General features: G+C 30.4%; 14 protein-coding genes. 13 read left to right on the top strand and 1 reads right to left on the bottom strand.

All coding sequences use genetic code 11. The features are described 5' to 3' along the window. Nucleotides 1-16: 16 nt before the first annotated feature. From MPR_RS10750 to MPR_RS10720, 7 genes are all read left to right on the top strand, one after another. Nucleotides 17-1498: a hypothetical protein gene (locus MPR_RS10750; protein WP_041892481.1), complete on the top strand. Its 1482-nt coding sequence runs from the start codon at nucleotides 17-19 to the stop codon at nucleotides 1496-1498. A gap of 2083 nt (nucleotides 1499-3581) precedes the next feature. Continuing rightward, nucleotides 3582-5393, top strand: a complete 1812-nt coding sequence (locus MPR_RS10745) for a phage tail-like protein (RefSeq protein ID WP_041892479.1) — start codon at nucleotides 3582-3584, stop codon at nucleotides 5391-5393. A gap of 4 nt (nucleotides 5394-5397) precedes the next feature. Continuing rightward, on the top strand, nucleotides 5398-7176 hold the full coding sequence (locus MPR_RS10740) for a phage tail-like protein (RefSeq protein ID WP_139177159.1): 1779 nt from the start codon (nucleotides 5398-5400) through the stop codon (nucleotides 7174-7176). Between the two features lie 21 nt (nucleotides 7177-7197). Beyond that, nucleotides 7198-9033, top strand: coding sequence for a phage tail-like protein (locus MPR_RS10735; RefSeq protein ID WP_041892474.1), 1836 nt, complete (start codon nucleotides 7198-7200; stop codon nucleotides 9031-9033). A 725-nt stretch (nucleotides 9034-9758) separates the two neighbouring features. Then, nucleotides 9759-10298, top strand: coding sequence for a LemA family protein (locus tag MPR_RS10730; RefSeq protein WP_041892470.1), 540 nt, complete (start codon nucleotides 9759-9761; stop codon nucleotides 10296-10298). Beyond that, the gene (locus MPR_RS10725) at nucleotides 10298-11341 is read left to right on the top strand and encodes a DUF3137 domain-containing protein (protein WP_041892468.1); all 1044 of its coding nucleotides are present in this window, start codon (nucleotides 10298-10300) and stop codon (nucleotides 11339-11341) included. Before MPR_RS10730 ends, MPR_RS10725 begins: the two co-directional genes overlap by 1 nt. An 11-nt stretch (nucleotides 11342-11352) precedes the next feature. Next, nucleotides 11353-11919 (top strand): hypothetical protein, encoded by a 567-nt coding sequence (locus tag MPR_RS10720; protein WP_041892465.1) that lies wholly within the window; start codon nucleotides 11353-11355, stop codon nucleotides 11917-11919. 289 nt (nucleotides 11920-12208) lie between these two features. Here MPR_RS10720 and MPR_RS10715 read toward each other — a convergent pair whose 3' ends face one another. Beyond that, nucleotides 12209-13048, bottom strand: a complete 840-nt coding sequence (locus tag MPR_RS10715; RefSeq protein WP_041892461.1) for an RteC domain-containing protein — start codon at nucleotides 13046-13048, stop codon at nucleotides 12209-12211. A 195-nt stretch (nucleotides 13049-13243) separates the two neighbouring features. On the opposite strand from MPR_RS10715, the gene MPR_RS10710 reads away from it, so the two are divergent. The 6 genes from MPR_RS10710 (at nucleotide 13244) to MPR_RS10680 (ending at nucleotide 18739) form a co-directional block, all read left to right on the top strand. Next, entirely contained in the window at nucleotides 13244-13555 is a 312-nt protein-coding gene (locus MPR_RS10710; protein WP_041892459.1) for a hypothetical protein, read from the top strand. A 630-nt stretch (nucleotides 13556-14185) separates the two neighbouring features. Next, a complete protein-coding gene (locus MPR_RS10700) occupies nucleotides 14186-14971 on the top strand; it encodes a sensor histidine kinase (RefSeq protein WP_041892456.1) in 786 nt (261 codons plus the stop codon). Then, nucleotides 14934-15620, top strand: a complete 687-nt coding sequence (locus tag MPR_RS10695) for a response regulator transcription factor (RefSeq protein ID WP_041892453.1) — start codon at nucleotides 14934-14936, stop codon at nucleotides 15618-15620. The genes MPR_RS10700 and MPR_RS10695 overlap by 38 nt, the downstream gene beginning before the upstream one ends. A gap of 502 nt (nucleotides 15621-16122) precedes the next feature. Then, nucleotides 16123-16722, top strand: a complete 600-nt coding sequence (locus tag MPR_RS10690; RefSeq protein ID WP_041892449.1) for a hypothetical protein — start codon at nucleotides 16123-16125, stop codon at nucleotides 16720-16722. A 1-nt stretch (nucleotide 16723) separates the two neighbouring features. After that, complete coding sequence (locus MPR_RS10685; RefSeq protein WP_041892447.1) at nucleotides 16724-17548, top strand: hypothetical protein; 825 nt, start codon at nucleotides 16724-16726, stop codon at nucleotides 17546-17548. 84 nt (nucleotides 17549-17632) lie between these two features. After that, nucleotides 17633-18739 carry an IS4 family transposase gene (locus tag MPR_RS10680; RefSeq protein WP_041892005.1) on the top strand — a complete coding sequence of 369 codons (1107 nt, stop codon included), beginning with the start codon at nucleotides 17633-17635 and terminating at the stop codon, nucleotides 18737-18739.

Genomic DNA, 18739 nt, shown 5'->3' with positions numbered 1-18739 from the left:
ATTTAATAATTAGAGTATGAAGAAATATTATTATTTATTGATAGCTTGTTTTGGTCTGTTGACTATGCAAGCACAAAATACTAAGGGCAATACCTATAATCTTCCTTTGACAGGAACATCAAAACCTCAAGGGATTGTTGAAGAATGGGATAGAGGAGGAAGTGCTCCTACAGGTAGTGAACGTTATACAGAAGAAGGAATTGTATTAAGTCATGATAGGGTAGGATATAGTGGTTTTGCTATTGATGATTTGGAGATTGATCTAAGAGAAGGAGTTGCAGTAGAGTTTGAGTATGCGATGAGTACTATTTCTGGAACAGGATATGGTGCAGGAGGTGGAATGACTTTTTTCTTGTTTGATGCAGATAAAAAGTTTAAGTTAGGATATGGTAGAAGTGCTTTAGGATACGCTTATAATGAATCAAGCTCTACAGCAAGATTAGCAGGGTTAGCAGGAGGATACTTAGGTATTGGTTTTGACCTTAGTGGTGGGTTTAAAGGAACTGGTGCAATGAGAGCATATGAGATGCGCACTGGTATTTCAGATGCAAGATATGCAGCAGCAGGCGTTACTCCAAGTGTTTTTGGAAACTATTATAGTAGTCATATTACTTTAAGAGGTGCTATACAAGGAATGCAAGGGTTTAATGGTAATCCAGTACTTTATTCTCAATATCAAGGATATTATAATCCTTCTAATGATATAGCAACAGCAACGTTAAATTACAATACAGGTGAGTATGATTTTGAACGCAGACGCAATGGAGCTGGTTTTGATATAGCAAATGGAGGATCATCAAAAGCTCCTGTTTTTCAAAAGATTATTGTTGAGTTAATTCCTGATAATGAAGAAGGGATGTACGTAACTGTAAAGGCAAAAGATGGAGGAAATGAAATATTGTTAATTGATGATTTCTATTATAAGCACTCGTTTAATACATATAGAGTAGATGGATATAATGCAGATAGTAGTTTAAAAGAGACATTGTATAACTTTAAAACAACAATACCCAAAAAGGTTAAAATAGGTTTTGTAGGATTGTCTATTGATTTTGCGCAACAAAAAACAATTATTAGAAATGTTAAGGTATATCCTCTTGGACAAGATCAGCCAGAATTGGATGACGTAGTAGCTGATATGTGTGTGAGTGATACAGGAAAGAGTAAAGCAGGAGTGATTGATGTGAAGGTATTACAAAATACGGGGTATGGTATTACATGGGGAAGTTTTATGTTTGTGGATCAGGATGGAAATAAATTAAGTGGTGGAGATAGAGAATATGAAAACTCAACGGGTAAGTGGGAGTTTTCAAGTGCTTATGAAGAGATAACATTTACCGTAAAAGATGGAGGGTTTGAACCAGGTAATCAAGCTGATATTTATTATTCTATTGAGTTGGATGGGGTAAGGTCAAAACCAGCCTTATTTAGAATAAATGGAATAGCCTGTGGAGCTGTAGTAAATCCGCATATTAGATCAAGAGTTGAAGAAAAATAAACAAGAAGAGCAATAAACTCACATGTTTTGTGTCTAAAATTTAAGTTTTAAGTTATCTATAAAAGTGGATTTGATATGTTTTTTTAGCTTATACTGTGACAAGTTTTATTAACTTAAAATTATAAGTTAAGTAAGATTGACCATAAGTGATTTTAAGTAAAAAGAAAAAGATAAATTGTTTGTCTAAGTATACGACAAACAACCAAAGCAATTGATATTAAAAGAGATATGGAGTAAGGCGTCAATAACTCTTTTAATATGCTTGAAAACCGATAGCGCAGGCTATCGGTTTTTTTACGTCTATACTCTTTTGTTTTAGTAACTCAACGCTAACATTTTTTCCAAATGTAAATTTCAAGTATACTACATTATTTATAATCCTATATCACTTCTGGGCAATAGCTTCGAAATTCAAAAAGTCTAAACGGATTGTCGTAACCTGACTAAAAACAACAACGGTATTGGTACATAACTATTTGCCAGATGATGTGAGAGAGGTCGAGGGAGGAAATTTTTTTTAGTCTTCTATTTGATCACTAAAAACAAATAATATAAGTTTATTGAAGTTAGAACTCTTATTTAAACATGTTTTGACTCAGACTATGTTTAATTATTATCAAGAGTTTCGAATTAAAGAGGTAGTTTGTCTACTACAAAAGGAGAGAATTTTTGTGTGAAAAGTTAGGTGTTTTTTAGCTTTTTTCGATCTGAGTCATTTTCAAAAACTTTTGAAAAAAAATGGCTTGAATCTAAATAAATATAGATGATGCAACCTAATAAAATATTATAAGATATTTTATTAGGTTACATCATTTTTTGATTAAAAATTATTATATTAGAATTATATTAATTAAATAGTAAAGAATATGTTGTATCCTTTTATTTCAGTAGGTCTAATAGTTGTTTTTATCATTTATCTTTTATATGTATTATTTGTTAAAAAGGATTTTGAAGGACAAAAGAACAATATTTTACTAGGTTTATTCTTTTTACTAGTATGGGGAGTTATTTACTATTTCTTGATAGTTTAGTTCTTAAAAACATTGTTGTTTACTGTTAAAATAAAGAGATTACCATTATATTTAAATAATTAAAAATGTCGACTTTTTTAAAAATAGGACTGAAGTTAATTCCGAAATATTTAAAAAGGTATAGGTGAATAAGTTATTTGTCCATTATTAGAACAGTATTTACTTGATAATTAATTCTTCATAGATAAAACTGAAGTCAACAAGCTTATTTGTCTTCCGCAACGTGTTGTTTCTAGGAACCAACATCTCATATAACTCTGAATATCTACTAAATGATATTGTTTCTTGATATTGATTTATCAGGTAAATCTAAAAAATAAAGGGTTAAAATAAGAATCTTTAGAATCCTTATTTTAACCCTCATTATATATTAGGACTTTTTCAGTGGTCTGGCATTTTGCCAGGCTTTTTTATTTATTTTAATATCCTAAGATTTACTGCAATAACTGATGTGTCTTAACAAAATTGTGATGTTGTCTTGTACTGAAATAGTTTTACACTTCAATTATATAAGTTATCATTTTATTGAAAAAACACTATCTTTTTTAGTGATTTAACTGTCCGATTTTACTGAATATTTGCAATTTTTTTAGTAAAAAATGATTATATACAAGAGACTTACTGCAAGTTAATTGAGCTCTTATAATTAGAATCAAGTTATAAAAACTCAAAAAAATTGATAGATAAGAGCTTTTAGATAATCAAGATATAATCAGTCTTTTTTAAATAAATCCACGTTAATTACAATGTTAATAATAACATGGAAATATATTTTATTATGCTTTTTGTTGAAATTTATATTTTAAATTATGATTAATTAATTTTAATTTTGTTTAGTTTTATCATAAAATTTATTAATTTTGATTTTTAATGTATGCTTTTAGTCTAAAAGTATACACATGAAAAAAAAGAAGATCTTAAAAACAAGTAGTTTGAAATTCTTTGGATTGTAGTTTATATAAAATAAGAATTAAAGCTTATAAGGTAGATTTTATCATTATAAAGTTATATTATATTAAAAATAAGTGTTATTAATAAAATAAAATTCAATTATGTTAAGAAATGAGATATGTGCAATTTTGCTATTTTTTTTATCTTTTTGTATCTATGCCCAAACAGGTATAGGTGTATATGATGTAAATCCTAATGCGGCTCTTCATATAGAGGCCCCCTTAGGAGATAAAGGGATAATAATTCCGCGGTTAACTACTCAGGATCGAGATAAAATTAAAGTTGATAATACCGATGAGAATGGGTTAACAATCTATAACACTGATGAGGGGTGTTTTAATTATTGGAGTATTATTGAAAAAAAATGGAAGAGTGTTTGTGGCCAATTAGGTAAAGCTAAATTTGAAATACTTGATTGTCAAAGTGATGTTAAAGTATACGGACTTTATAAGAGTAAGGAGTCTGTAAATTTGAATCACTATGTTACAGTGAAAGTAAATGTTACTAAAAAAGGAACATATCATATAGTGGGTATTACTGATGATGGAAAGGATAATGGTTATTATTTTAGTGGTTCAGGTGAATTTTTAAGTTTAGGCACCTATACTTTAAAGATTCCTGCGATGGGACAACCCAGAGTAGCTCAAAAAGATAAATTGACATTATTATTAAATGGAGAGAAAACAAATGGAAATGGACCTGCATGTAGTTTTGAAATTACAGTAGAGGATTCTGATAAGAAACCTGCATTTAGAATGGACTGTAGTAATACTAAGGTTTACGGTGTATATCTTTTAAATCAACAATTAACACAAAGTAACTTTATTTCGGTAAAAATAAAGTATGGTGCTGAAGCTATTGGCTCAACTTATATCATCGAGACAGATGAATTAGATGGTATTAAGTTTAAAGGACAAGGAAAAGTAACAAGTCCTAACCTTGAGCAAGATATTATCTTATATGGTGAGGGGGCTCCATATACAACAGATTTAAAGAGAGTTATTATTCGATCTAATAGTAGTGTAACAACAGGAGTATGTTATGCAAATGTTAGAATAGCTATTCCTAAGAAGAAAATATTAAGTATAGGCAATAGTAAAAATGGTTATGGATACAACTTCTCTGGTACAGCTGCATCAAATAAACTCATTAGAGAGCCTTTAAATTATGGAACAGATCAAAATAGTGTAATTTCTTTTGAGGGATGGAGCGAGATTAAAGATGGAACAAGCAATCCTTCTACATCTGATTTAAGAACATGGCTTTTAGGCAATGCTCCATATGATATTGTTATACTTGGTTATAGTTGGGGACCTAATGTAGAACAAGCAGATATTATGATGGAGTATTTAATAAGAGGCGGAGTTATATTGGCTTTTTCTGAGAATAAAATTGGAATGACAAATCTTCTTCGTTTAGTTACATCTAATAATTCACTAAATATTAAAAATGGTTTTAGTGCAGGGTCATTGTATGTATACTCTGCTGTAGATGATATGGTATTAAACGGACCTTTTGGAGATGTAAGAGGTCAAATGTGGGGCGAGGATGCCTCTGCTACATCAGTTGCTCTAAATATGGATACTAGCGCAGTATATGTTTATAGTGATAGTTTTGATAAAGCAACTGATAAGAGTCCTAGTGTTGGTCATGGTATAACTGCATTTAAACATCGTGTGTATAATCTGATTTGGGTCGGAGATGGAGGGTTTAACTCTAATCATACAGGGACAAGTAATACTATTTGTCCATTTAAATTAAATTCTAATAATTTTCCAATAGAAAAACAGGGATATGGCAATACAACAACCGCAAAAAGAAAAGCTGTTTATAATTCAATATTTACAGCAAATGCAATTGGGTGGGCGTTAAATCAAGCAGAACAAAGTGGTATTAATTCTAATAAAAAATAAAGAAATGAAATATATATATTCTTTACTAGTTTTCTTTTTATTTAGCATATTTTCTTTCGGACAAACAGCTATTAATCGCACTTTACCTAGTGTAAATAGCGCTTTGCATGTGGAGGCTTCTGATAAAGGAAAAGGTATGCTTATACCTCGACTTACTCAAGCTCAGAGAAATGCGATTGTTACCACTCAAGCAGAAGATGGATTAACTATTTATAATATAGATGAAGATTGTTTAAACTATTGGAGTAAAATAGATAATCAATGGAAAAGTGTTTGTGGAAAAACAGGTAAATCAGAGTTTACAATCACGGATTGTAATAAGATAAAAGTATATGGTATTTACAAAGATAAAACTCCATTGTCCAATGAGCATTTTATTACAATGGAGGTAGATGTGAAAAAAATAGGAACATATTCTATAATGGCATCTTCTACTCCTTATAATGGATATTACTATGCTATCTCAGGAGAGTTTTTAAGCACAGGTAAATACACTATAAATGTACCAGCTGCGGGGGAGCCAATGAATTTTGGTACAGACACCTTTAAAGTGTATCTGAATGATCAAGATGCTAATGGATTAGAACCTGCCTGTACGTTTAAAGTAAAAGTAGAAGATATTCGTATTAAGCCTGATTTTAGAATGCGCTGTGGAGATACTAAGGTTTTCGGAGTTTATAAATTAGACCAAACCTTAGACCAATCACACTACATAGAAGTAATAATAGATGCCGAGGCATCTGCTATGGGAGCTACTTTAGTTGTTCAGACAAATGAAGTTGATGGTATTTACTTTAAAGGAAGTGAAGAAATAACTAAAACAAGACAAACAATACGCCTTCAAGGATATGGTGTCTCAAATACAACAAGTGTGAAGAACTTTACAATTAAGACAAATAGTACATTAACTAACGCTGTTTGTTATGTGAATGTTCGGGTCTTAATTCCTAGAAAAAAGATTGTTAGTATTGGAACAAGCCCAAATGGATATGGGTATAATTTTTCAGGTAGAGCCGCATCTAATAAATTAGTTACAGAGATACGTAATTATGGTAATCTACCAACAAGTGTAATAGGTTACGAAGGTAATATGGTTATAGAAGATGGAAGTAATTCACCAAGTATTAATTCTCTTAAAGGCTGGATGGAAGGATCTAATCCTATTGATATTTTAATTATTGGTTATAGTTGGACCATGAATGAGGCCGCGGCAGAAGTAATAGGTAATTATTTATTAAAAGGTGGAGTGGTACTTGCCTATTGTGAGTCAAATGCAGGAATGCAGACTTTGATGGCAAAATTAACAGGTGGAAATACTGTAAAAGCACAAAATGGAGGTACAGCCGGGACTCTATATAGGTTTTCTAATATAGATGATCCTATTTTAAATGGCCCATTTGGAGATATAAGAGGAAAGCTATGGGGAGAGGATGCCTCTACCACAACTACATTAGTGAATGTAGATACAAGTTCTATTATGGTCTATTCAGATGCGTATAATTGGTCCACGGGAACTATGACAAGTAAAGGCGGATTAACTGCTTTTAGGCATAAGGACTTTAATTTGATTTGGACTGGAGATGGTGGTTTTAATTCTAATCATGCAGGAGCAAGTAATACAATTTGTCCTTTTAAACTAGATGATAATAATTATCCTATTCCAAAATCTAGTTTTGGAAATGGTACAAATAAATCACCGGTGTATAATGCCATATTTACAGCAAATGCTTTTGCTTGGGCTTTAATGCAATCAGAAAAAAATGGTATTAATTCCAATAAGTAGATAAAAATTAAAAGTTATAATATGATGAGAAATTTTTATATCGCAATATGTTTATTAATTACTTATATAGTTTTAGGACAAACAGGAATTAATACACACCAAATAAATCCAAATGCAGCTTTGCATATAGAGGCGCCACTAAAAGATAAAGGTATTATTATTCCACGTCTAACTACACTGGAAAGAGATGCATTAAATTTGACAGATCTAGACAATGGACTAGGTATTTATAATATAGATGAGAACTGTCTTAACTACTGGAATAAGCTTGAGAACAAATGGAGTAGTGTGTGTGGTAATCTGGGAAATTCTGAATTTAAACTAGAGAATTGTACAGATATTAAAGTATACGGACAGTATCTATCGGGCATGGCCTTAAATGGTAATACTCATTATCTGATGGTTCCTGTTGTGGTAAGTAAACCTGGAGTTTATTCTATTACGGCTTTGCCTGAGCAGGATAATGGATATTATTATTTTACAAAAGCAGAGTATATAGGAGTCGGAAAAGTGTTAGTTAAAGTACCTGCAATGGGTGTGCCTAATAAATTTCAGACAGACAAATTTACTGTTAAATTAAATGGTTTAGATAATGCCAATGGTTGTACTTTTAATGTAGAAGTGGAAAACTCTAGTGTAAAACCCAATTATAAGATGGTATGTGGAAGTATTATCACAAGCGGTATTTATAAGATGGATAAGGCATTAACAGCAGAGCATAAACTTAGTATTACATTAGATGTTAAACCCGAAGCAATAGGGGCGAGCTATATTATTGAGTCTGAAGAGGTAGATGGGATCAGTTTTTATGGCACAGGAAAGCTAACGGCAACTACACAAACAGTTGAGTTAATAGGTAGGGGAATGCCAAATACAACAGATGTAAAGAAATTGCGTATTCGTTCTAATTCGATTGATACTAGTGTGAGTATTTGCCATGCTGAAGTAAGAGTTACTCTTCCAAAGAAAAAGTTGTTAATAGTAGGAGATACTAAACTTGCTAATGCTTATGATTTTGCTAATGTAAGTGCAGCGGTTAATCAGTTGATAACCAAAGATACTAACTTTGGTTTATTAGCCACAAGTACAGTTTTTTTCGAAGGTTGGCAGAGTATTAAAAAAGTTGGTAATAACGCTGATTTAGCTACAGACCTATTAGGAGCTTCTCCCTTTGATATTGTAGTGGTACAAGAAGAGGCCCTATTAAGTGATACACAAGTAGAACAACTATATACTTATCTAACAAAAAAAGGTGTTGTTTTAATGTTTACAGGCAAGCTTTCTATGGTTAAGATTTTTGAAAAGCTTACCTCGAGTAGTAATTTAGTACCTAGTTTGATTAATAAGGCGGGTTCTAGTTATAAACTTTCAACAGTTAATAATAAAATATTAAACGGACCTTTTGGAGATATAAGAGGGAAATATTGGGGGGCTAATGGACCTGCATTTAGAATAGAAGAGTTAGTCACAAGTGATTTTTTAGTCTATAGTGATGCAACGGATCAGTCTGTACCTGTGGTATCACCATCTGATCCAGAAAATCCTGGAGGAGAAGAACCTACTACAGATCCTAATGAGACTACTAACCAAGGTACACCTGGATATACTGGGTTACATCAAAATGGATATTATTTTGTTTGGGCAGGAGAAGGAGGATTTAATGATAGTTCAACTTTAACAAGTAATTTATCTTCTCCGTTTTTATTAGATGCTAATAAAAAACCAATAGCAAGAGATAATTTTGGGCACAATATAAAAAGGAGTGTTAGTAACTCTATTTTTACAGCAAATGCTATAGCCTGGGCTATATATCAATCTGATGTAGATGGTATTAATTCTAATAAGCAGGCTAAATAGAATAGTTTTTTAAGTTATAAAATAAGGAAAGAGTGTTTATTTTGGAACACTCTTTTTTTGTATAGACAATATTAAAAATATTAATTATTCTATGGAGTTGATTGTTTATTAAGATGTAAATATTTTGTTTTAAAATGAAAAAGACCACTGTAGGCTAAGGCTATATGTAAGTGGTCTTTTTTGGCTTTATTTTTAATTCCTATACTAGTAGTCCTTATCCATATAATCCCCAATCTTATAGCACCACACAAAAGCGATCATCACTAACATGAGTAGTTTTTCAATTCTATCTATTTTTTTCAAGTGTGTATCTTCGATATTAAAGCCACTAGATTTTGAATGCTTTAAATAGTGTTTCAATCTGCCATCTTATTCTGTAAGTCTCTAAAGCTTTCTCTGGTTTATTAAACCCAATGACAATACAATAATCTATCTTATTACCTGTGATCACTTTAGTTCCAGAGATATAACATAGCTGATTATGAATTCTAACAATCTTGTGATACTGTCTTGTTTGACCAGGTTTTAAGTTAATAATTGTGGTATTTATCTCAGCGCTTAGTTTGTTATGCTGTTAAAAGAGCAGTTATAAGAAATAATAGTACTTGTAAATTGTAAAATATATAAAAATATTGATGCGTACAATTTTTATATTAAGTTAATGTTAACTACTTTTGGTTAAAATTAAAGAAAACTATTACTTAGAGTAGAATAACTTTTAAGATATGATTACATATTATTTAGTACCCTTACTTATTGTAACAATTATTGTTTTATGGTGGATTAAAACTCTTAATTCTTTTGTTCACAAAAACAATAGAATTAAACAAGCAGATAGTAGTATATCTGTTATGTTAAAACAAAGAAGTAGTTTGATTCCTAATATAGTGGCTTCGATAGAGAAGTATGTTGATCATGAAAGCAATATTCTATTAGAGGTTACAAAACTCAGAAGTAATGCACTAGATACCAAAGAAACTTCTTCTATAGATCTGCCTTCTATTAAATTACTCTCTGAAGAGTATCCAGACCTTAAAGCGGATAGTCAATTTACTAAGTTAATAGATTCTTTAGAAGAAATGGAGTTGCAAATACAAGCAGCGCGTAGATCTTTTAATGCTGCTGCTGTTGATTATAATAATTATGTTCAAATGTTTCCATCTTCTATTATTGCTTCAACCAAGAATTATAAAGTAGTGGAGCTAATTGCATTTAGCGAAGAAGAAGCTAAAGATATAGATGTAAGATCTTTATTTACTAAATAATGGAAAAAGAAGAAATAGACAAACTAGAATTAGAATTACAAAGTACATTGTTAAAAGTAAAAAAGCATACGCGTATACTGAACCTGTTTAAGGTTTTATCATACGGAGGAAGTATTGTTTACTTCTTAGGAATTTTTATTTCATTTAATATTCTAATTTATACTCATAGTCAATGGTTTGATCAAATAGATAACACTACAATACTTTATATAATCATACCTCTATTTGTTTTAATTATCATAGGAACACTCGGTACGAGTTATTATTACTCTAAATATATTCAAACCGAGCAACAGGCAATCCAAAAAATTATTAAGACAATCCTGCCCAGTGGTCAATATAGTTTTGAAAAAGGAGCTTTTTCCATATCTAAACTAATGCTTAGCGGATTTTTTGGCAATATACAACGAGACAAAATTTCTGCCTATTCATTAGGTGAACTCAAGCTTTCTGAGCAAGGTAGCACAATAACAATTAATGATATAGGACTTAAAAAGAGTACATTGATGTATTGGCTTTCTAAGTCTTCAGTAGGAACATTTATCACAGTTGTTATCTATATGTTTAGAGGGATATTCTCAAAGAGAATGGAAGATATAACCCTAGATTTTAGAGGAATGTTTAGCACAGTGTCTTTAAAGAAAAATATAGGAGGTATTGTAATTATAGTCCCTGATAAATTAGAGAAACATATGGATTACCTAGCAGATAATATTCAAAAACTTAAAAATAGAGATGGAATTGAGTTAATTAAAATGGAAGATGTAGAGTTTGAGCATGCCTTTACTGTTTATAGTAGTGATGATACTTTAGCCCGTTATATATTAACGCCTAGTAGAATGAGAAAAATGGTAGAACTTAAAAAGAGATATGATAAAGACATAATGATTTCATATGCTTTTAATCACTTCTATGCAGCAATTAATATTCCCGAAGGATTATTAGGGCTTGACAATACTAAAATAGCAAAAGGTAACAGCGTGAATAACTTCTATAATAATGTGTGTTTATCGCGTAGTATGATGAATTTAAGTGAAATATAAATAATAAAATTATGAAACAGAAGTATCCAGATCAATTGTTTGAGTTTTTTAAATCTCAACCAGAACATTTTGAAGAAAGAACAAACGTAACAAAGAAAGTAATAGGAGGTATCTTTACCTTAGGTTTTCTTGTTTTAATTATTTTTCCAGGTATTATTATGGAGGGATGGTTAGTACGTGGTGCAGCCATCGTAGGTGTATTATTTGCTGCAGGTTATACCTACTTAGGAGGAACTGAAATTTATAGTAAAAAAAGTGGTGGAAAACTTACCTCTATGGGTGGCATGGTTAAGTTTGCTCATCCTGAGCGTGGAACAGAGCCATTTGGACCTGATGATATGCATATTATAAATATGTTTAATAACAATGATTGGGTAAGTTTAACTGATCAAGAGACTGCAGATGATAGACCAATGCAGTTAGAGATAAATGTAGATCAAGAGGCAAAAGAGATTTATCTATTATTGTGTCGTTATATTACATCAGCTAGATTAGAAGGTGTAGCAGAAGTAAAAGTGATTAAAGAGCCAGAATATTCTCAAGTATATGGATTGTTTAAGAGCATGAAAAAGTACTAGATATTCTTGGATTAAACTTATAAAAGGTCTGTTTTTGTTTTGAAAACAGACCTTTTATCATTTGTAATCAGGCGCTCTGTGTTCTTGTAGTTATTTCGGTTCAAACCGTGTCACTTTGGAAAGTTTAATATCATTATTTTGTTGTTTTCAAAACGATAAGATATAATATATCTATTGATACGTATAGTTTTTGATTAAGATTCAAAGATTTTCTTTTAAATAAAAAAGACCACTGTAGGTTAAGGTTATATGTAAGTGGTCTTTTTTAGTTTTATTTTTAATTCCTATGCTAGTAGTCCTTATCCATATAGTCCTCAAGGGATTTTTTTAATTTATCTAAAAACATTGTCCTTGAGTAATTTCTTGTTTTCATCCGGTGAAAGGTATGATGAATATTATCTGAGATATTAATTTGGAAAACTTGTCCTAAAGCTTTTGATAGTTTTTTTATTTTAACCTTACCATGGTTTACAGATTTTGTTACATACAAGGCATATATTAGTTCTATTAATGCGCTATTTGATTCAGACCAGGTTATAGCGTTTTGCGTGGCTGTACCTATAAGAGAATTGTAAGAGGTTGTTTTATTGTTTAAATACGCACTTAGAAGTTCATAGGTTATAATACGTGCTATTTTATAATCATAAAAGGTCGAGAATTTAGGGTTTATTTCAAAACTAAAACTATTTACCAGATGTGTTTTATTTATGTGCCCTGTTGTAAAGTATTCTATATCTCTATGTGAAGCCTTTGTTTTATAATATTTATAGATCTCACTATATAGGTGATATTTTTTATATTCACTGTGCAGTTGTTTTAGTTTTTCTTGGAAGTATATCTTAGCAGATAATATATCACTTGGAGACTCGCACTTAAAACCGTATAATTTATTGTAAAAGATAAGCTTTCCAAGAATTAAAGGTTTAATGTTTTTAAAAAAATCAATTTCTTGCTCTTGACTGGTAAAACCATAAAGGAGAACTTGTTTTTTGATTTGTTTTAAAACAGCTTTTAAAAACTCGATCATTTCTAATGTACTTGAGATAGAAACAGATTCTAATGCCCCTAGTTCAGCTTCTTTTTTGATAATCTGACTAAGGGCATTTTTTGTTGTTGTTGTTTGATTCATGAGTTGTAATTTTTATTAAGGTTGGTTTTGTTTTTAGATTTATCATAAATGTTGTTTTTTGGATAACTGTGCTAAATAAGTAAAAATATTAATCTTAATCAATACGTATTTATACGTATAATTACGTAAAAATACGTATTGACTTTGTAGTTTAAAGTATTAAACTTTATGGATTAATTATAAATCAGTATTTTTATGAAAATTTCAAATCAAAGTGGTCAAGTGGTCACAAAACAAAAAGCTATTGAGTATATCACTGAGTTTAAAGCTCAGTATCCAGATGCGATAAATAGCTATTATGTAGGGGTAGATAAACTACAAGCGCTTTTGAGTCAAACCAGTTGTATAGGTATGCGTATTTATCCAGGACTCAATAAACAAACCGCTTTAACCAATATGGTTTTAGTAGGAGTAGATCAAAAAGGGCAGGATATTAGCGATGGAATTATCCTAGAGGAATTAATCACTTGTCCTCCTGCTTGTTCGTATGATAATACTTTGGGATAAAAGCAAGCTTTATGTATCAATGGGGGTAATAGTATTAACTTTATTGTTTGGAATTATACCCTTTTGTCTTTACTTGTATAAAAGGCAAAAGGGTATTAATTGTGATAAAGCTTATTTGGGAATTGTTTTATTGTTTTTTATTGCTTCTTTGTACGAGACAATAGCAAGTCTTATTTTAAAGATTAATGTTCTTGCATGGTTCCAAGTTTATTCCCTTTTAGAGTTTATAGCTCTGTTTTACCTTTTTATAAACTTATTAAATAGAAAACCAAAGGCTTACTTTTACCTGTCTTTAGGTCTTTTTGTAATAGTTTATCTGTTTTCATTCCGCTTTTTAACAAACCATCATTTTCTGGTATCAAAAACTATAAATAAGGTTTTTGTAATGATTTTTGTGATTGTTTCTAGTTTTATTGTCATTAATCAGAATTTTATTCAAAAAACAAGCCTAAGACTCTTTAAAAGGGCTGATTTTTATATGGTAATAGGCCTTTTCGTTTATTATAGTGTGACTATACCTTTGTTTGTGTTGTGTAGTTATAGAGTGGATAATAAATTGTATTTTTTAGATTATTGGTTAATTAATATTCTAGGGAGCTTAACCCTTAGAATTGTAATATCTATTGGAATATGGAAAATAAAATAACGATTATCTTTTGGTTGGCCACAATCTCAGCCACTGCTTTGTGTGGCGTGGTTATCGCTATTGTGATATTGTATCAAAAAAATCTTAAAGAGTATCAAATCAAACTTTTAAACAACCGACTTAGTATTATTTTAGAAGCTGAGCACAAGGAAAGAGCTCGCATTTCAAGAGAGCTTCACGATGGGGTGTGTAACGAGTTGGCATGTGTGTTAAGTTTTCTACAGATAATAAAACTCTATCAAGATAAAAAGACAAAAAAAGATGCCTTAAAACAGATAAAGAAAATAACTTTAAACACTTATAGTCAGCTTCAAGAGCTGAGTTATCATTTATCTCCACCTTATATTGAGGATAATCCTTTAGAGAGTATTTTATCTGATTATATAGGCCGAATTAACAAGGCAAGTAGTATTGAGTTTAGTTATCACTATGAGCCAGTTAGTTTTGAGTTAGATCAAAATGTAAAACTAATTTTTTATAGAGTAGTTCAAGAGCTGATACAAAATATCATAAAGCACAGCGGGGCTAGTAAGGTAAGTTTAAGACTTCTTTGGGATAAGGGTAAATTTATCTTATTAATTAGTGATAATGGAATAGGGTATGATTCTGATATAAAAAGTGATAACGCCAAAAAGGGTATAGGTCTTAGTAATATACATGCTAGATTAAAACAAATTAATGCTGATTTTAGGCATATAAGAGAAGAGAATTCAAATGCAATAGGTATTTATTATGCAAAGCAAAATAATAAAAGTAGCAATAGTGGATGATCACACAGTCTTTCGAGATGGTTTTGAATTGATCATATCTAGGATTAGCTCTGTAGAGGTGGTCTTAAAAAGTTCTAATGGGCTAAAATTATTACAAGGCTTAAAGACAGTAGAGGTTGATATTGTATTTTTAGATATTCAGATGCCTAAAATGGATGGCTATCAAACAGTGGCAGAGTTAAATAAAATCTATCCTTCTTTAAAGGTAATTATACTTTCTAGCTTTTATGATCATCATAGTATCGCTAGAATGCTTAAGTTTAATATCTCAGGATACTTAAGTAAAAAAGCAAAATCAAAGGATATTGAAAAAGCTATTTTAACAGTTAACAAATCATTAGAGTATTTTGGTAAAAGGGTTAGAAAGGTTCTAATAAAACTTAGTTTTGATATAGAAAACACCACATGTGTTTTCTCCCAAAGAGAATTAGAAATTATAACTCTTAGCGCTAGACAGCTTAGCTCCTCTGAAATAGCTGATATCTTACATATTAGTTGTAGGACAGTTGAAAAACACAAAGAAGGTTTACTTGAAAAAACAGGATCTTATAATTTTACAGGCGTTGTTTTATATGCAATTTCAATGCATTATATTAAAAAACAGGATTTTATAAACAGTTATAAAACCTCTAAAAAAAATAAACCATAAAAAAAACTAACTAGTCTACGTAAAAAAAGCTGTAATTGATTGCTTTTAAATCACATTATAATAAAAAAACAAACTTGAGGCTGTTGATAATAAAAGAGATGTTCTTTTCTAGTTCTCTTATTTTAAGATCTAAGGGGGGTATAGGTTTTAAAACTATCATATCTTCTTAAAAAAGTTAACTGTTTTTTAAAACTTAGCCTAAGGTAGGTGAGTTTGTTTAAATAGCGTAAAATCTCAATATTTAGTAGTTTTTTGTTTGTTTTAAATATATAAAAAACACAGTTTTATACTTTTTTATATAAGGTTTTGAAATAAACTATTTTGTTTTTAATTGCTTTGTTTTTGATGTTATTTTATTTTTTTATAGATTATAAATATGATGTGTGTATTAAAATGTGTTTTGTTTTTTGTTTTGAAAATAAATATACTTTTGATTAGTTATAATTTTTACAATATTTATTATTAAATTTAAAAATAAATATTTTTTAAATTTAATTGTATTATGAAACAACAAAACACCTTATTTTCAGAATTGAACTTATTAAGAGGGAATGATCAGTATCCTTCACAAGAAATCAAAGAAAGACTAGTGGATTTGTATCTTCCAGGATCTGTATCAGATTTAGCCATTAATTTATCTAATATTACCTCACAGTTCTATGCCTTGCAATTGCAATTAATCGGGCAAAGACATGGGGTAGATCAAATAAGGGTACATTCTGAGGCATTGTTCTATGATCTAGGAAGAGTAAAAGCACAACAAGCCCTAGACAAGGACCCTAATATGATTCGTGATTGTAGATCATTAATCTTAGTGGCTATTTCTGCCATTTATACCTCTAGCCCAGAGTTTAAGTTTCAAGTTAAAGATTATACCCCGGATTATGCAGTTATAGAGCTAAAGGGAGCAGATCGTTATCACAGGGCGGCTAAACTCTATAAAATCGATCAGTATCTAAGCTTCCCTACTTTAATTGCTTTTATGGAAGGAATTAAAGATTATCTTGGATTAAATCATATTGAAATTCACGTACCTCAGTGCTCTTATGATCAGCATTCAAATATAACATGTACCTATATATTTAAACAAAATAGTTTATAGTATGGAGCATATATATGAATCTATAGGAGAGGGGTATCCGTATCTGTTTGAATTAGATAAATTAATTATAAACCAATCTAGTGTAGAATATACTACAACTAGCTCTGAAAATCAGTTTAAGGAGTTTAAAAAGATAGGACAAACTGCCGCAACATTAGCCAGTATATCATTGCTACAGGATATGAGGGTCTGTGAGAAAACCTTTTTTTTAGCTGAAAAAATTCGAATAAGAAAGATTAGTAATACAACAATGGATCAAGAGTTAAGATACTGCGCTAGAACTGTTTGTTTTTCAGAGCGAAAAGGCAAAGTATTATTAGATATTTTTGATAATCAGTCACAATTGGTTTATACCTCTGAGCTGGAATATGTAATTTTTAATCAGAATGCTTTTCAGCAAGTTTTTAGTGGTTTTTATACCCAGAGGATCCCTGTTAAAAATGACCTAGTATATCAAGAAGTGGAAATTGATTTAGGTAAGCCAGCGCATTTTAGTATTGATATTCCAGCATTTACCATAGAGCATTGTAAAGGTCACTTTGATAATTACCCTATAGTACCTGGGATTTTTATAGTAGGTAGATTGTTAGAAGGCATTGAAAAGTTCTTCAAACTTCATGATAAAGAGTTTCAAAATAAAACCTTAGTGGTAGATAACCTGGAAACATTTTTAAAAACAGCTACCCCTATTAATATACCCTTGCAATCTTTGGTTACTTATTATCAAGTATCAAGAGATAGTTACTTGTTTATTTGTCCTGTTGGTGATAAAAACACAGAGTATGGTTATTATATCATTACTCTTAGTACACGACAAAAGTATTAATTAGTTGATTTTAAGAGAAATAAAGGGAGGAGTGATTTGCAAAAAAGGCTGATATTCAGTATATTAAAGTTTTCCTCCTACAGAATGTCTTTAAAAACGAACAACAGCCTAGAGTACAAAAATACAGAACTTCTAACAACTATAAAAGCCAATTTTAAAGGTAAATTAGGGTTAGCTAGGATCCGACTTATTTGTTTGTTTATCGTCTCTCTATGCAAAGTAAAGTCTGTGAATTTTTCTAAAGTATCAACTGGATTTGACAACTGTGCTGAAACTAGTAGTAACTATAGACGTATTCAGCGCTTTATATCCTCAGTTGATTTAAAATTGGAATGGATTTCAAGACTTATCTTTGGGCTTATTCCTACCCAGGAATCCTATGTTCTTGTAATGGATCGCACCAATTGGAAGTTTGGTAAACAAGACATAAACATCTTAATGCTAGGTATTAGTTATAAGAATATGTGTTTTCCAATACTGTTTAAAATGTTAGATAAACGAGGTAATTCAAATACAAATGAGCGAAAAGAACTCATTAATACTTTTATTGATTGGTTTGGTAAAGATTGTATTAATTGTGTATTAGCAGATAGAGAATTTGTTGGAGAGGATTGGATTAGCTATCTAAATGATAAGCAAATTAAATATTACATTCGTATTAGAAATAACTTCAAGGTTTACTTGTATAGTAAACAGAAAGAAATAACAGCTTCTCATCTATTTAATAACTTAAAACCTGGTCAAACAAGACAGTATCACAAGATTGTTAGAATTCATAATCAGCTATGTTATATCTCTGGAACTAAAGTGATAACAGATGGTAAAATAGACTTCTGTATAATCATAGGTTTTAATAAACCAGAGAAAGCTTTAGATACTTACAAAATAAGATGGCAGATAGAAACACTATTTAAAGCCTTCAAGTCTAGTGGCTTTAATATAGAAGATACACACTTGAAAAAAATAGATAGAATTGAAAAACTACTCATGTTAGTGATGATCGCTTTTGTGTGGTGCTATAAGATTGGGGACTATATTGACACTATAAAACCTATCAAAATCAAGAATCATGGCAATAGGCTTATTAGTGTATTTAAACTTGGACTTGACTACTTATCAAGATTATTACTTTCTAAAAATGAATACAACCCTTTAAATATCAATTGCTTTAGTTTTTTGTCGTGTACTTAG

This window comes from Myroides profundi, from assembly GCF_000833025.1.
GTDB classification, from domain to species: domain Bacteria; phylum Bacteroidota; class Bacteroidia; order Flavobacteriales; family Flavobacteriaceae; genus Flavobacterium; species Flavobacterium profundi_A.
This window is presented reverse-complemented; position numbering and strand designations above follow the sequence as displayed.

What these genes read in the sequence shown, in the direction of transcription:
- MPR_RS10745 (WP_041892479.1), top strand. Translation starts at nt 3,582, where the DNA reads ATGTTAAGAAATGAGATATGTGCAATTTTGCTATTTTTTTTATCTTTT.
- MPR_RS10690 (WP_041892449.1), top strand. Translation starts at nt 16,123, where the DNA reads ATGAAACAACAAAACACCTTATTTTCAGAATTGAACTTATTAAGAGGG.
- MPR_RS10750 (WP_041892481.1), top strand. Translation starts at nt 17, where the DNA reads ATGAAGAAATATTATTATTTATTGATAGCTTGTTTTGGTCTGTTGACT.
- MPR_RS10725 (WP_041892468.1), top strand. Translation starts at nt 10,298, where the DNA reads ATGGAAAAAGAAGAAATAGACAAACTAGAATTAGAATTACAAAGTACA.
- MPR_RS10720 (WP_041892465.1), top strand. Translation starts at nt 11,353, where the DNA reads ATGAAACAGAAGTATCCAGATCAATTGTTTGAGTTTTTTAAATCTCAA.
- MPR_RS10715 (WP_041892461.1), bottom strand. Translation starts at nt 13,048, where the DNA reads ATGAATCAAACAACAACAACAAAAAATGCCCTTAGTCAGATTATCAAA.
- MPR_RS10700 (WP_041892456.1), top strand. Translation starts at nt 14,186, where the DNA reads ATGGAAAATAAAATAACGATTATCTTTTGGTTGGCCACAATCTCAGCC.
- MPR_RS10695 (WP_041892453.1), top strand. Translation starts at nt 14,934, where the DNA reads ATGCAAAGCAAAATAATAAAAGTAGCAATAGTGGATGATCACACAGTC.
- MPR_RS10680 (WP_041892005.1), top strand. Translation starts at nt 17,633, where the DNA reads ATGTCTTTAAAAACGAACAACAGCCTAGAGTACAAAAATACAGAACTT.
- MPR_RS10730 (WP_041892470.1), top strand. Translation starts at nt 9,759, where the DNA reads ATGATTACATATTATTTAGTACCCTTACTTATTGTAACAATTATTGTT.
- MPR_RS10735 (WP_041892474.1), top strand. Translation starts at nt 7,198, where the DNA reads ATGATGAGAAATTTTTATATCGCAATATGTTTATTAATTACTTATATA.
- MPR_RS10710 (WP_041892459.1), top strand. Translation starts at nt 13,244, where the DNA reads ATGAAAATTTCAAATCAAAGTGGTCAAGTGGTCACAAAACAAAAAGCT.
- MPR_RS10685 (WP_041892447.1), top strand. Translation starts at nt 16,724, where the DNA reads ATGGAGCATATATATGAATCTATAGGAGAGGGGTATCCGTATCTGTTT.
- MPR_RS10740 (WP_139177159.1), top strand. Translation starts at nt 5,398, where the DNA reads ATGAAATATATATATTCTTTACTAGTTTTCTTTTTATTTAGCATATTT.